This window comes from Rhizobium sp. NPDC090279 (assembly GCF_044769665.1).
GTDB lineage: Bacteria > Pseudomonadota > Alphaproteobacteria > Rhizobiales > Rhizobiaceae > Rhizobium.
Map to the genome: position 1 here is coordinate 84,618 of NZ_JBIVYI010000014.1, position 12,747 is coordinate 97,364.

The 12,747-nt window shown below is 59.0% G+C and carries 13 protein-coding genes; 3 read left to right on the plus strand and 10 right to left on the minus strand.

Going from position 1 to position 12,747, the window contains the following annotated elements:
• Positions 1-297 precede the first annotated feature (297 nt).
• Complete coding sequence (locus tag ACIQWP_RS28180) at positions 298-1,032, plus strand: Crp/Fnr family transcriptional regulator (protein WP_402794746.1); 735 nt, start codon at positions 298-300, stop codon at positions 1,030-1,032.
• A gap of 98 nt (positions 1,033-1,130) precedes the next feature.
• Here the strand turns inward: ACIQWP_RS28180 and ACIQWP_RS28185 are convergent, their stop codons facing one another.
• Positions 1,131-2,033, minus strand: a complete 903-nt coding sequence (locus ACIQWP_RS28185) for a LysR family transcriptional regulator (protein WP_402794749.1) — start codon at positions 2,031-2,033, stop codon at positions 1,131-1,133.
• Positions 2,034-2,117: 84 nt separating this feature from the next.
• Between ACIQWP_RS28185 and ACIQWP_RS28190 the strand changes: the two genes are divergently transcribed.
• Positions 2,118-2,552 (plus strand): PACE efflux transporter, encoded by a 435-nt coding sequence (locus tag ACIQWP_RS28190; protein ID WP_402794924.1) that lies wholly within the window; start codon positions 2,118-2,120, stop codon positions 2,550-2,552.
• 39 nt (positions 2,553-2,591) lie between these two features.
• On the opposite strand, the gene ACIQWP_RS28195 is transcribed toward ACIQWP_RS28190, so the two are convergent.
• Complete coding sequence (locus ACIQWP_RS28195) at positions 2,592-3,347, minus strand: SDR family NAD(P)-dependent oxidoreductase (RefSeq protein ID WP_402794752.1); 756 nt, start codon at positions 3,345-3,347, stop codon at positions 2,592-2,594.
• Between the two features lie 268 nt (positions 3,348-3,615).
• Between ACIQWP_RS28195 and ACIQWP_RS28200 the strand changes: the two genes are divergently transcribed.
• Positions 3,616-4,383, plus strand: a complete 768-nt coding sequence (locus ACIQWP_RS28200; protein ID WP_402794754.1) for an SDR family NAD(P)-dependent oxidoreductase — start codon at positions 3,616-3,618, stop codon at positions 4,381-4,383.
• Between the two features lie 77 nt (positions 4,384-4,460).
• Here ACIQWP_RS28200 and ACIQWP_RS28205 read toward each other — a convergent pair whose 3' ends face one another.
• The 8 genes from ACIQWP_RS28205 to ACIQWP_RS28240 form a co-directional block, all read right to left on the minus strand.
• Positions 4,461-5,450 carry an NAD-dependent epimerase/dehydratase family protein gene (locus ACIQWP_RS28205; protein ID WP_402794757.1) on the minus strand — a complete coding sequence of 330 codons (990 nt, stop codon included), beginning with the start codon at positions 5,448-5,450 and terminating at the stop codon, positions 4,461-4,463.
• A gap of 14 nt (positions 5,451-5,464) precedes the next feature.
• Positions 5,465-6,676, minus strand: coding sequence for a glycosyltransferase family 4 protein (locus ACIQWP_RS28210; protein ID WP_402794760.1), 1,212 nt, complete (start codon positions 6,674-6,676; stop codon positions 5,465-5,467).
• A gap of 247 nt (positions 6,677-6,923) precedes the next feature.
• Complete coding sequence (locus tag ACIQWP_RS28215; RefSeq protein ID WP_402794763.1) at positions 6,924-7,091, minus strand: type II toxin-antitoxin system prevent-host-death family antitoxin; 168 nt, start codon at positions 7,089-7,091, stop codon at positions 6,924-6,926.
• A gap of 131 nt (positions 7,092-7,222) precedes the next feature.
• On the minus strand, positions 7,223-8,419 hold the full coding sequence (locus ACIQWP_RS28220) for a glycoside hydrolase family 172 protein (protein ID WP_402794766.1): 1,197 nt from the start codon (positions 8,417-8,419) through the stop codon (positions 7,223-7,225).
• A gap of 28 nt (positions 8,420-8,447) precedes the next feature.
• Positions 8,448-9,296 carry a carbohydrate ABC transporter permease gene (locus tag ACIQWP_RS28225; RefSeq protein ID WP_402794769.1) on the minus strand — a complete coding sequence of 283 codons (849 nt, stop codon included), beginning with the start codon at positions 9,294-9,296 and terminating at the stop codon, positions 8,448-8,450.
• Positions 9,286-10,230 carry a carbohydrate ABC transporter permease gene (locus ACIQWP_RS28230; protein ID WP_402794772.1) on the minus strand — a complete coding sequence of 315 codons (945 nt, stop codon included), beginning with the start codon at positions 10,228-10,230 and terminating at the stop codon, positions 9,286-9,288. The genes ACIQWP_RS28225 and ACIQWP_RS28230 overlap by 11 nt, the downstream gene beginning before the upstream one ends.
• Positions 10,231-10,290: 60 nt before the next feature.
• Positions 10,291-11,640, minus strand: coding sequence for an ABC transporter substrate-binding protein (locus ACIQWP_RS28235; RefSeq protein WP_402794774.1), 1,350 nt, complete (start codon positions 11,638-11,640; stop codon positions 10,291-10,293).
• A gap of 61 nt (positions 11,641-11,701) precedes the next feature.
• Complete coding sequence (locus ACIQWP_RS28240; protein WP_402794776.1) at positions 11,702-12,706, minus strand: LacI family DNA-binding transcriptional regulator; 1,005 nt, start codon at positions 12,704-12,706, stop codon at positions 11,702-11,704.
• Between the last annotated feature and the right edge of the window lie 41 nt (positions 12,707-12,747).

Sequence of the window (12,747 nt, forward strand, 5' to 3'; positions counted from 1 at the left end):
GATCGGCTCTTTTCCCGCTGTTGTGTGCCGCGACACTGCTTGTAAGCAGACCATCACAACCGCTTCACCAACAAGTGCTTGGCTCGTGATATCCCCCGCCTGCGCCGATAACATCCCTAAGCCGTTATAATATTTAAGAAAAACTTCAAATCATCGCGAAAGAGACGGCTTGCCTCCGCTCAATTGTTAATCCGAGTTAAGTTTTGGAAAGAGCAATGTCCGTTATAATGTTTTCCATAAGGGGTAGTGTGCCGATCTCGAACCTTGAAGGCATCACTTATGCCACATGATCTGTTCATGCCCGAAGACAAAGCTGGCGTTTCCTCTAGCTCCACAGGCCGAAATTTACGTTATCTTGTCTCCCATAGTACCTATTTGGCTGCGATTGGAAAAATTCCGGATACGCTTCCCACTCACAAGCGCACCTTCATGAAAGGCCATGATCTCATTCATGAAGGTCAACGGGGACAAAATGCATATCTACTCAGGGATGGCTGGGCTTGTTCCTATAGGATTTTGCATGACGGAACACGGCAAATCATCAACTTCCATATACCAGGTGATCTTGTCGGCATTCGACGACTTATAACCTTTGCTTCCGATGATAATCTATGCGCCATAACACGCATGGAAGCAGAAGAGATATCCGTCGATGATCTGTCTATAGCTCTCCGTGGTAATAGTTGCCTTGCCATGTCGATCCTTTGGTCGGCGTTTCGGGATGAGGCGATTGTAACTCAACACCTGATTGATGTCGGTCGTCGTCATCCCATCAATAGAGCAGCCCATCTCTTTCTTGAACTCGGCTCCAGATTGAATCTGGCTGGTCTCGGCACGAAGACCGCATTTGAGTGTCCGTTGACTCAGTCGCTGGTTGCCGATGCATTGAGTCTGACCACCGTTCATTTCAATCGCGTTCTCAGGCAATTGCGCGAGCTGAATGCCATGACATTTCATGATGGTCGAGTTGCGTTTCTCGATAGCAGAAAGCTGGAGCATCTGGCTGATTTCGACTCGTCGTACCTGCGATAACCGATACTCGTGCATGTCGATCGACCGGCGGCCGTCACCCTATATGTAACGTGGACAATGAAGCCACACCGTGAAACTGCGGTTCCATCGAACACCAGCTAGACCGTTCCTGACTTTCGATAGTCGATCCCGTTTGCCGAAAATTGTTCCCGAAGCCATTTCGCCGCCGGACCGGCCGGGCGCTGCTTGTGCCAGACGAGTTCAAGCGCGACCGGATGCGCACCTTCGTCGAATTGCAGCACCGGGGTCGCCAAGCTCGAAGTAAGCGGCGAATTTTCAAGAATATGGGCGGGGATCAGCGCCCATCCGATCCCCTGCTGCAGGATCTGCAAAATGACCCAATGGCTTTCGACCCACCAGACCTCGGCGGCAACACGCAATCGGTGGGTCTCCATGCCGTCGCTCCGTTTCGTCACCATGATCTGGCGGTGGCGCTTGAGCTCCTCCCAGGTGACGGGGAACCGCGCCAACGGGTGGTCGCGGCCGCACACCAGAATGAGGGGCACCCAGCCGATCGTGTGAAAGCCGAGCATGGGCGGAAGATCTTCCTGCCTCCACATAACGCCGAGATCGGCCTTACCATCCAGAACCAGCCCGACGACATCCTTGGTCGGCGGAAACAGCAGCTCCAGTTCGACATGCGGGAAACACTCGGCAAAAGCGGCAAACAGCGCTCCGGTCGACGGCTCTGGGTACAATTCGTCGATCGCGACGACAAGCCGCGTCTCGACATGTTCCTCGAAGCTCCTCGCAACGCCGATCAGATGCTCGCGACGGTCGAGAAGCAGCCTCGCCTCCGGCAACAGCCGCTTGCCCGCCGCAGTCAATGTCGGGTTTCGTGTCGCCCTGCTGAAAAGCTTGATGCCGAGATCGTCCTCCAATGTCGAGACGAGAAGGCTTACCGCCGACTGCGCCTTGCGCAGATGCCGCGCAGCCGCCGAAAACGAGCCTGTTTCCACGGCAGTGACGAAGGCCTCCAATTGTTCAAGCGAAACACTCATCTATCAGATTTCCAGATACTATCTAACTTTACCTATCATAAATATCAGATAGAACAGCCATCGACAACAACAGAGGACTTTGAAATGCGTAGCTTTAAAGACCGCGTCCGACATGCGGTCATGTTCGAACTCATCGGCTTGGCGATATTCACGCCGAGCGCCGCTTTGCTGTTCGATCAGCCCGTTGAGCATATGGGCATTGTCGGCATCATCTCCGCCACGGCGGCGACGGTGTGGAATTTCATCTACAATTTCGGATTCGACAAGGCGATGTTACGCATCCGGGGCAGCGTGAAGAAGACCATCCCCATCCGCATCGCCCACACCGCCCTGTTCGAGGCGGGCCTGATCATCGTGCTCATCCCCTTCATCGCCTGGTATCTCGGGATCAGCCTGATGGCCGCACTGGCGATGGATATCGCGATCGTCGCGTTTTACCTGGTATACGCCTTCGTCTTCAACATCGCGTATGACCGCGTGTATCCGATTGGAATGCAGCCGATGCCGCAGGCGTCGTGAGATGCCGGCCCACTCCGTGACGGGAGATGACGCGCTTGGCTAGCGCGTCGTCCAGCCGCCATCCAGGATGAGGTTGGCACCCGCCATGAAGCTTGATTCATCGCTGGCAAGGAAGAGTGCCGCATCCGCGCACTCTTCCGGCGTGCCCAGGCGGTTGAGAATCATGCGTTGCTCGAAACTGCGCCGCATTCCTTCAGGATCGTCACTTGCCAGGAACACATCCTCCAGCAGTTTGGTTGCGACAGGTCCGGGGCAAAGGCAATTGACGCGAATGCCCTCGGGGCCGTGGTCGATCGCCATGGCCTTGCTCAACATGACGACGCCGCCCTTGGAGGCGCAATAGGCTGCCACATTCGCCTCGCCGACCACGCCCAATTCGGAGGCGACGTTGACGATGACGCCGCCGGATTGCCGCATCGCTGGAATGGCCGCCTTCGAGCACAGGAAGACACCCTTGAGGTTCACCCTCATCAGCCGATCCCACTCGTCCTCGGTCGTCGTTGTCACCGGCTTATAAAATTCAATGCCGGCATTGTTGACGAGGACGTCGATCCGGCCATGCTCGGCAATGACGGCATCGACCATGCTTTTGACATCGCGCTCGGAACCGACATCGGTTTTGATGAAACGAGCTCTATTTGCCCCTGCCGCAGAGAGCGAAGCCGCTTCCTCCGCTGCATTGCCGATATCCGCGATGATGACATGAGCGCCTTCGCATGCGAACTTCCGCGCAATGGCAAAACCTATTCCTCTCTGCCCGCCGGTGACGATGGCAACCTTGTCCCGCAATCTCATCAAACCACTCCCAAATGCAGCATAGATGACGCGGTGCTAACATGATGGGCAACACCCCTCAAGCAGTCGATGACGAAAGGAAACAGGCGGCAGGCATGGATTGACAGGCGCTCTGGTGTGACGGTTCGCTGGTTGAGGTCTGTCTGCTGGCTAGATTGCCGAAGAAGCAGGCGATTGGCATCGACGCGGAGAAGACGGGACGATAGATTAGGCGCATTTTCCGCGATAGTCTTGTGCGGTGGAACGCGGCAATCCCGGGGGGGAACAGATGACGGACAGGCTCAAAGGCAAGATTGCCATCATTTCAGGCGGCGCGACCGGCATGGGAGGCGCGGCATCGCGCCTGTTTGCGGCGGAAGGTGCGAAAGTCGCGATCGTCGATAGAAACGGCGATGCGGCAGCAGAGACTGTGCGCGCCATCCGCGATGCCGGTGGCACCGCCGACCATTGGGTTGCCGATGTCTCGGACGAAACAGCCGTCAACGCCGCGGTCAAAGACATCGAGGACCGTTTCGGTGCGGTGACCGTGCTCTTCAACCACGCCGGCACCATCGTCATCAAGCCGTTTCTCGAAACGACGCTCAAGGAATGGGAGTGGCTGCACGGCGTCAACGTGCGATCGATGTTCCTGATGACCAGAGCCGTGCTGCCGGGCATGATCGCTGCGGGTGGCGGTTCCATCGTCTGCACGTCATCCATCTCGGCAGTTGCCGCGACGCCGATGGAGGTGCTCTATGACACGACAAAGGGGGCAGTCCACATGTTTGCCCGCGCCATCGCCGTCGAATTCCGCGATCGCAATATTCGCTGCAATGCCGTTTGCCCCGGCTTCATCCGCACACCGCACGGACTGCGCGAGGTGGCCGAGTTGCAGGCCCTTGGCGTCGATGTCTCGGATGCGGCGATCGCGGCGCAGCAGGGCCGGATCGGCGAACCCGAGGACGTGGCCCGCGCCGCCCTCTATCTTGCGTCTGACGAATCCAACTTCGTCAACGGCATCCATCTCTTCGTCGACAATGGCTTTACCGCCATCTGACTGCGGGCAGTATCTCCTTTCGATGCATATGCAGATCGGTGTGAAATCAGCGACCTGCCCAATGGGCTGATCGCGGTTCACATGGCGAGCGCGTATGTCGCCTGCTCGGCCCGAAGATGCTCCAGCATCCGCGCAATCCCCTCCTCCAGACCGACCAAGGGGGTCAGCCCATAGGAGCGCTGCAGGGCCGTGTCTCCGCAACGATAGAAAACTCCTTCCGGCTGGCTCGACCGGCCGGTGACGGCCGGTTGCCAGCCAATCTGCCGGCTGATCGTCTCGGCCAGTTCGATAAAGGAGGTGGCAGTGCCGGTCGATAGATTGAGGCTTGCCCCGTCCGGAAGCAGTTCCCTCGTCTGCCAGATGAATTCGATACAGTCCGAAATATGGATGAAGTCCCGACATTGCCGGCCTGAGCCCCACACGAAGACTTCGGGCGCACCCTTTTCCGCAAGCAACCGGCGGCAAATTGCCGGGAATGGATAGGCAAGATCCTGGTCTTCGCCATAGCCGCTGAACGGTCTGTAGGCGATAGCCCGTCGACCATAACGCTCGACATAGAGTTTCATCAGATATTCGCCGGTCAACTTCGCCCAGCCGTAGCTGAGATCCGGGACGCCGACGACAGCGTCGAAATTGATCATATCCTCCGACAGCAGCCGATGATTGGCGGCCGTCTGCAAAGACACCGGATAGGCCGCGCTGGAACTGAAGAATATCACCGAACCCGGCCTGGCGTGCGATGCCCACTGCCACAGTTCCGCATCGACTGCCAGGTCCTCGGCGACATCGAGCGCCCGCGTCTCGAGCGTCAAACGGCCGCCGACGAGCGCGGCCAGATGGAAGACATAATCGAAATGCTCCGGAGCGCGTGCGAAGAACGCCCGGCAATCCTCCTCGCAGAAGGTGAAGCGGGAACGCTGAAGCCGCTGCCATAGGTCTGGATGGAGCGCGCCCGTTCCCGCAACCAGCGAATCGACGCAGACGACGTCCAATCCCTCGGCAAGAAGCCGCCGGACCAGATGCCGGCCAACGAAACCACAACCGCCTGTCACTAATGCGCGCGCCATCGTCCATCCCCCAACTAATGTGCAGAAAAATCACCCCGTCCCATATAGATATCCACCATGCGCCGCCCCCACTCCGCTCTGCTCGGCGCAATATGCTGGCCAAGGGCCAATGCACCCGCGCTCAACCGGCGCATCAAATGGTCGTCATCCGTCGCCGCCAATTTCTCCGCCAGCGAATCTGCATCGCCGCTATCAAAAACCAGGCCGGCGCCGTTCTCCTCGACCTCTGTCGCAATCAGCGCATTGCTGCTGACGATGACCGGGATGCCGGACATCAACGCTTCGGCCGCAACCAGGCCATAGGGCTCGGGCATGCGCGACGGCATGACGAAGACGCGCGCTTCACCGGCGATGCTGGTGACCTCTTCATCGCTCAGCCAACCGGGCACGTAGCAATGCGGCAGCAGCTGCTGCATTTCGGCAAGCAATGGCCCGCGCCCGATCAGCGTCGCCGTTCTGCCCGTCTTGTTGAGCGCGTCGGCCAATGTCCGAACGCCTTTTTCCCAGCACATGCGGCCGAGAAAAACAGTGCGGCGGTTGCGCCATGCCTCCACCGGCTCGGGGGTCAACGGCTGTGTCGGCGTTCGCAGTGTCGTGAAATGCCGCAAAGCGCTGCTGCGCAGGAGCACCTCCATGTTTTCATGCGCCAGCACGATGTCGACCTGGCTCCAAAACCCCTCGCCCACACCCTGCTGCGTCAACGTGCGACGGAAACGCCAAAGCTTGTGGAAATAACTGCGCTTGTCGCAATTGGTCGTCAGGCATGCGGCGGACAACGGTTTGATGTCGCAAACCTCGCCGCTGCGGAAATTGATCAGTCCCCCGTTCGGACAGTTCAGGAAAAAATCATGCGCCGTAACGATGACCTTGGCCCGATGCTTGGCAAGCGCATAGAAGATCGAGGGCGAGAGGATCTGCGACCAGCCGTGTACATGGACGACAGTTTCCTCATCCGATTCCCGAAGCAAGCCCTCCAGAGCCTCATAGGCGCGACGATTGTAATTCTTCGCAAGGATATCGGTCATTGCCGGGCCTTCCCGAAGAGGGCGCTCGCCAAGCGCAACCGTCCGGATGCCCGCAAAGCGCGGCTTGAGGCCTTCGCCGTTATCGCCGACCAGTATGGCGCAAGTCAACCCGGCATCCCTGCTTGCCTCAAGACATTGCAGCGCCACCTTGGTCGCACCACCGCGAACGGTCGAAACATCATTGACAAGTATGAGACGCATGAGATCAGCAACTCGCCCGCTTGCGTTAACCGGACGCGGCGAAGGAAACCATCCTCTTACGTTTCGCGCCCGATATATAAGGCGCCCTAACGCAGTCGCTTTTCAATTCATCCATTCGCACGAGAGCATCCCGCTTTCAGGTTGAATCAACAGGTTCGCATCGATGCAAATGATGGAAACGCACGCCGGCGCGTGCTTACCAAGCTATCCGCCTTGGCTTGGTCGCTTGCGCGACTGCCGGAATGGCTTATCCGAACCAGAGCGCCAACGCGCAACCTGCTCCGGCGACCCTTGCGCTAACGACGACGGCAGCAGCGCGCCCATGGCGCGTAGTCATCACGAACTCACCGGCAGCAGCAGGATCGACGACATGAGAGAATGATGCTTTGGCATCCTTTGAGCTGATCATTGTCATGGCAAGCTCCTGAAGAGGTCATGAATGACCCCTTCTTTGGGCGCGCATTCAAGCAAATATAGATACCCAATACTGGTTCCCGTGAACCTCGTATCGCTGCCTTCGACATGGAACAAAGACGCTTGCCGCTCTCATCCCCTCGCTTTCTTGACGGCGATCTCCATTTCCTTGAACGGCCGGCGAAAGGTCGGCACGCGCTCGGCAACGGCAGGAAAGACACCGAACGGCCTATGCGGCTCGGCCTGATACCAGAACGCGACCGAGGAGACATCGTCGGAACGGCGATTGGCGTGGCCGTGTTCGATCGAAACGCGAATGCTCTTCTGGAAGATCGCCGGATCTTCGATGTGCCAGCGGTAGAGCGTCACCGGCTCGGTCCAGTTCGGGCCGCCAGCGGCGATGATACCATGATAGGGTGCGCTATACTCCTGCGTCGGGCACCAGGCCGTATTGAAGTAGTCTTCCGTGCCGGTGCCATGCAGCGTCGGCGGCCAGGCATCGTTGGCGCCGGGCGCGGATTCTGATCGCGGCTCGATCAGCGCCGCCTTCGGCCCGATGCGTGGGTCAGGTTTGCGCACCGTGTCCAGCACCGAGAGCCCTTCTTCGCCATCGATGAAAATCATGTCGTCGCCTTCGCCATACCAGTCCCATACCTCGGAGCGGCGGCGCGAGTAGACGCTATAGAGAACGCCGACATAATGCCCCCGGCCCTCGGCCTCAAGGATCGTATAGTTTTCCTTGCCGTCAACATTTTCACCGCCGAAGAGATATTCCTCATTCGTCAGGCCGGCGTCGCTCATTCCTTGCGGGCGCGATTGGCGATAGTGCGCGTGGAAGCGCCCCATGCCTTCTTCGAGCTCGTCATGCAGTTCGAGGTCGACATAGTAGTAGAACAGCAGATCGTGTTCGGCCTCGTTGGTGACAGTCAGCTTCATATGGGAACCGAAGGGCATCGGGAAATAGCAGTTGAACGCCTTGCCGTCCTCGGGGCTCGCCTGCATCGGCAGACTGGCGTAGTTTGCCGTGCGGCCATGGCCCATGCCGAAGAAATCGCCGATCGGGGCCTCGATGCTCGGCTCCGGCTCGCCGTCCCAGTAGCCGCGCAGCACGATCTTGCGCAGGAAATTCTCGCTCTCGCAGGCAAGCGTCGCCCAGATATGGGTGACGATGCCGGCGCCCGAGTGCTCGGCGATGACCTCGGTCTTGCCCGGCTCGATATGGAAGCGATCGTCGTTGCCGCCGGTGCGGTCGTAGCTCGAAAAGCGGCGCGTCTTTGCCTGGCGCAGTTTTGCCAGCCCGCGCAGGGGTGAAAGGCCGAGATTGCTCATGAATGTCTCCTGTCTTGAACGAGGCCGGCTATTTCAGGCCGCTGGTCTTCAGCGAATCCATGATCTGCCGCTGGAAAATCACGAAGAGGATGAGAGTGGGGATGGCGACGATGGTAGAGGCGGCCATCATGTAGTTCCACGAGGCCGAATACTGGCTTTTGAAGTTGGCTATGCCGACCTGCACCATCCAGAGGTTCGGATTGGAGGTGATCGTCAGTGGCCAGAGGAAGGAATTCCAATTGGCAAGGAAGAACAGGATGGCGAGTGCCGACATCATCGGCCGGCTCAAGGGCAGGATGATGCTCCAATAGATGCGCCAATAGCCCGCGCCGTCGATAACAGCGGCTTCCTCGATCTCGCGCGGCAACGAGAGATAATATTGTCGCAGCAGGAAGATGCCGAAGGCATTGAAGATCGCCGGCACAATCAGCCCCGCATAGGAATTGATCATGCCCATCGCCTTGACGATGATGAATAGAGGGACAATCACGACGGGCAGCGACACGAGAAAGGTGGAGAAGATCGCCAGAAAGATGATCTCTCGTCCGGGAAAGCGCAGGCGCGCCAGGGCATATCCGGCCATGGTGTGGAAGACGAGCGCCACGATCGTCACCGTTGCCGAGACAAAGAAGCTGTTGAGCATGTAGCGGATGAACGGCACGCCGGTCAGCACATAGATGAAATTGTCGAGCGTCGGCGATTCCGGTACGAGCGCCGATGAAAAGGATTCGGCGGCCGGCTTGAAGGCGATAGAAACCATCCAGAGCAGCGGAAACAGCGTCATCAGCGCGAGTATGGCTGATATCAGCATCCAAAGGCAGCGCACTAGTGTTACCTGGGACCGCGCGAAATAGGCGTTGGAAGGATCATTCCGCATGATCGAAACGCCCTCCGCGCGTGACGGCAAAGAAAACGGCCGTGACGACCATGAGGGCGACGACGAGGATCGACGACATCGCGGCCGCATAGCCGAAGGCACCGAAGGAAAAGGCCTGCTGGTAGATATAGACGATCAGCACGGCGGTCGAATTGGCCGGACCACCCCTGGTCATGACATAGATGATGTCGAAGGCCTGGGCGCCGGCAACGGCAGCAACCATCGAAACCATGAGAACGAAGAAGCTGGTTGGCTTCAGAAGCGGCAACGTGATGTATCGAAAACGCTTGACCGGGCCTGCGCCGTCGATCATCGCCGCCTCGTAATATTCCTTCGGGATGTCTTGCAGGCCGCCCAGGAAGATCAGCATGTAGAAGCCCATCAGAAACCAGACGCTGACGAGGACGACGGTGATCAGCGCAAAGTTGGGATCGCCGAGGAAGGAGATCGCGGGAAGGCCGAGGCTTGCCATTGCCTGACTGACGACACCGATCTTGTCGATGACCATGAATTGCCAGACGAGCGCCACGACCACCAGGCTCACCATGTTCGGCGCGAAGAACATCGAGCGGATGACCGCATTGAAGCGATTGGTCTGCTGCACGAGAAGTGCCAGGCCCAAGCCGGTTACATAGAGCGACGGCACCAGCATGACGGCATAAAGCGCGGTTACCCTCGCCCCCTTCCAGAACAAGGGATCATGCCATATGCGGATATAGTTCTTGGCGCCAACGAAATTGTAGCCACCGAAGCCGTTGACTTCATAGGCGCTCAGCACCAGCGACAGAAGCATCGGCACGCCAAGAAACACAAAGAGGCCGAGCGCATCGGGCAATACGAAGAGATAGCCCGCAATCCATTCGCGATGCCGGGCGGAAAGGCCTTTGCGCGTGCTGTTTGCACGGCTTGTCGTCACATCAGTAATTGTCGTCATCATCTCGTCCCGAAAGGAGACGGCCGCTCGAGCAAATCACGCAGCGGCCATCGATTTTTCCTAGAGAATGGGCGCGCCGCTGTAGGAGCCAAGAAACGCATCAAGCTGCTGTGAGGCAGATGTCGCCGTCGCCTGAGGATCGGCGCCGCCGAGCTGCGTCTGCTGGATCGCATCGGAGATGATCTTGTAGACCTCCGGCGGCACGCGCGGTTCGGCACGCGCTCCCGGATAGACCTCGGTGGCGAATTTGCCGATCATGCCGGTCTTGAACGCATCGCCGCCGGCAGCAAGCGCGCTTTCGCGCGGCGGCATGTCCGACTTGCCCCTGGTGCACCAGTCGGCGACGCGCTGGACGGAGCCCTTGTCCTTGGAGGCAAGTGCCCAGGCACAGAACTGTGCGGCCGCATCCGGGTTCTTGCTCTTGGCATTGGCGACGAAGGCCCAGCCGCCGCCAACGGTCACATATTTGCCGTTCGGCGGCGTCGGCAGGCGAAAGACGCCATATTCGAAAGCCTTGGCGTTGCTCTGCAATTGCGAGATGCCCCAGATACCGACATTCTGGATGGCGCAATAGCCCGATGCGAGATTGGCGACGGTGTCGTTGGCGCCGCTACCCATCACCTGACGCGGGGCGGCCCCAGAGTTGACCGCATCTTGCCAGAACTTTAGCGCCTGCACCGTTGCGGGTGAATCGAAGGCGCTCTTGCCGTCCTTCGTCTGGAATTCGCCGCCGCCCTGCCAGAGGAACGGATACCAGGTGAAATTCTGATAATAGCCCGGCTGGGTCTCGAACAATACGCCGAAGCGCTTCGGCGTCGTGAGCTTCTTGGCGAGTTCGAGCAGGTCGTCCCAGGTCTTCGGAACGTCATTCTCGTTCAGTTTCGCCTCTTCGAAAGCCTTGACGGAATAGTACATCGCCATCGGTTCGACTTCCATCGGGATGCCATAGATCTTGCCGTCGACCATCCGGCTGGCAATCACGCTTTCCGGAAAATCCTCCTTGGCGTCGATATGCGGCGTCAGATCCTGCAAGACGCCGCCATTGTAATAACGCAGGAAATCGCCCGGAGAGATGAGGAAGATATCCGGCCCCTCCCCCGAGGCGAAGGCGGTGGCGAGCTTCGGACCGTTGATGTATTCGGCGTTCGGGACATATTCGAGCTCGACCTTTTGCGGATGACTGTCGTTCCAGGCCGCAATCGCCTTTTCGAACCAGTCGACCTGGCTCGGCACTGTGCCGCCCGGCGCGTAGAATTGCCAGAATTTCAACGGCGCGCCCTGAGCCCGCACCGCCATGCGCGACACGTAGGGAAAACCGCTCAAGGTGGCAGCAGCGCCGGCGGCGAGGATCGCGCCACCTTTCAACACGCCGCGACGGGTCGCGGCAATGGATTTGTCCTTACCAGTCATGATTTCCTCCCTCTTTTGCCTGGTCGTCACCACAGCTCCTCCCGGGTGACGGCACCTCATTTCATGCGGTATCGAAAGCGTGCAGATTGCAGGGGATGATCTCCGAACGCGGCGGCCCTGCATAAGCTCCAGAGAGCCTTGCCATCAGCATTTCGGTTGCGCGATGCGCAAGCAGCGACGGCGCATTGCCGACCCTGGTGATCCGCGGCCTGATATATTCGAGCTGCGGCTGATCGCCGAAGACGGCAATGCCGATATCCTTGGGAACGTTGATGCCGCGATCGAAGAAGGCGGCGAGCGCGCCTGCCGCCATCAGATAGTTTCCGAAGAAAATCACCGACGGCAGATCGGCACCATGGTTTGCCAGAAGCCAATCCACCACATCCTCGCCCGACGGACCGAGATAGCTGCCTTCGCGCCGCAGATCAGCAATCGGCTCGACGCCACTGTCGCGCAGGCCCTGCTCGAAACCGGCAGCGCGCGCCATCGCTTCGGCAAAGAAGGATGGGCCGGTCAGATGCGCGATCCGGCGATGACCCTTCCGGGCCAGATAGGCGCCCATCTGGTAACCGCCGCCGAAATCATCGATCTTGACGCTATCGACCGCCTGGTTCGGCAGATCGCCGATGAACACTGTCGGCAGATCGACTTCAAGCAACGCATCGTGCATGCCGTGCAGCGCGAAATCGCCGACGATGAGGCCGTCGATGCGCCGGCTGCGGATCTGGCGGAGATAGTGCTCGCCGTGCTCCTGCGAATGGCCGCCCGGAACATCCGTATTGAAGATGAGGAGATCGACCCCGATGGCCTCGAGATCGGACTGGGCCGCCTGCACCATCTCCGGATAAAAGGGGTTGCGGATATCGGGGATCAGCATGGCAACGAGATTGGTGCGGCCGGTCCTGAGACTCTGTGCAAGCGGGTTCGGCACATAACCCAGTTCGGCGATCGCCTCCTGGACGCGCTTGCGCAGATCAACCGACACCCGATCGGCGTGATTGAGCACATGCGACACGGTGGTCGGCGAAACTCCGGCGCGTTTGGCAACTTTGGCGATTGTGGTCATGCAGGCACGCTACGGCATTGTAAATCGATTTGCAAATGCTT

What these genes read in the sequence shown, in the direction of transcription:
- ACIQWP_RS28180 (WP_402794746.1), top strand. Translation starts at nt 298, where the DNA reads ATGCCCGAAGACAAAGCTGGCGTTTCCTCTAGCTCCACAGGCCGAAAT.
- ACIQWP_RS28230 (WP_402794772.1), bottom strand. Translation starts at nt 10,230, where the DNA reads ATGACGACAATTACTGATGTGACGACAAGCCGTGCAAACAGCACGCGC.
- ACIQWP_RS28220 (WP_402794766.1), bottom strand. Translation starts at nt 8,419, where the DNA reads ATGAGCAATCTCGGCCTTTCACCCCTGCGCGGGCTGGCAAAACTGCGC.
- ACIQWP_RS28215 (WP_402794763.1), bottom strand. Translation starts at nt 7,091, where the DNA reads ATGACAATGATCAGCTCAAAGGATGCCAAAGCATCATTCTCTCATGTC.
- ACIQWP_RS28225 (WP_402794769.1), bottom strand. Translation starts at nt 9,296, where the DNA reads ATGCGGAATGATCCTTCCAACGCCTATTTCGCGCGGTCCCAGGTAACA.
- ACIQWP_RS28200 (WP_402794754.1), top strand. Translation starts at nt 3,616, where the DNA reads ATGACGGACAGGCTCAAAGGCAAGATTGCCATCATTTCAGGCGGCGCG.
- ACIQWP_RS28210 (WP_402794760.1), bottom strand. Translation starts at nt 6,676, where the DNA reads ATGCGTCTCATACTTGTCAATGATGTTTCGACCGTTCGCGGTGGTGCG.
- ACIQWP_RS28240 (WP_402794776.1), bottom strand. Translation starts at nt 12,706, where the DNA reads ATGACCACAATCGCCAAAGTTGCCAAACGCGCCGGAGTTTCGCCGACC.
- ACIQWP_RS28190 (WP_402794924.1), top strand. Translation starts at nt 2,118, where the DNA reads ATGCGTAGCTTTAAAGACCGCGTCCGACATGCGGTCATGTTCGAACTC.
- ACIQWP_RS28185 (WP_402794749.1), bottom strand. Translation starts at nt 2,033, where the DNA reads ATGAGTGTTTCGCTTGAACAATTGGAGGCCTTCGTCACTGCCGTGGAA.
- ACIQWP_RS28195 (WP_402794752.1), bottom strand. Translation starts at nt 3,347, where the DNA reads ATGAGATTGCGGGACAAGGTTGCCATCGTCACCGGCGGGCAGAGAGGA.
- ACIQWP_RS28205 (WP_402794757.1), bottom strand. Translation starts at nt 5,450, where the DNA reads ATGGCGCGCGCATTAGTGACAGGCGGTTGTGGTTTCGTTGGCCGGCAT.
- ACIQWP_RS28235 (WP_402794774.1), bottom strand. Translation starts at nt 11,640, where the DNA reads ATGACTGGTAAGGACAAATCCATTGCCGCGACCCGTCGCGGCGTGTTG.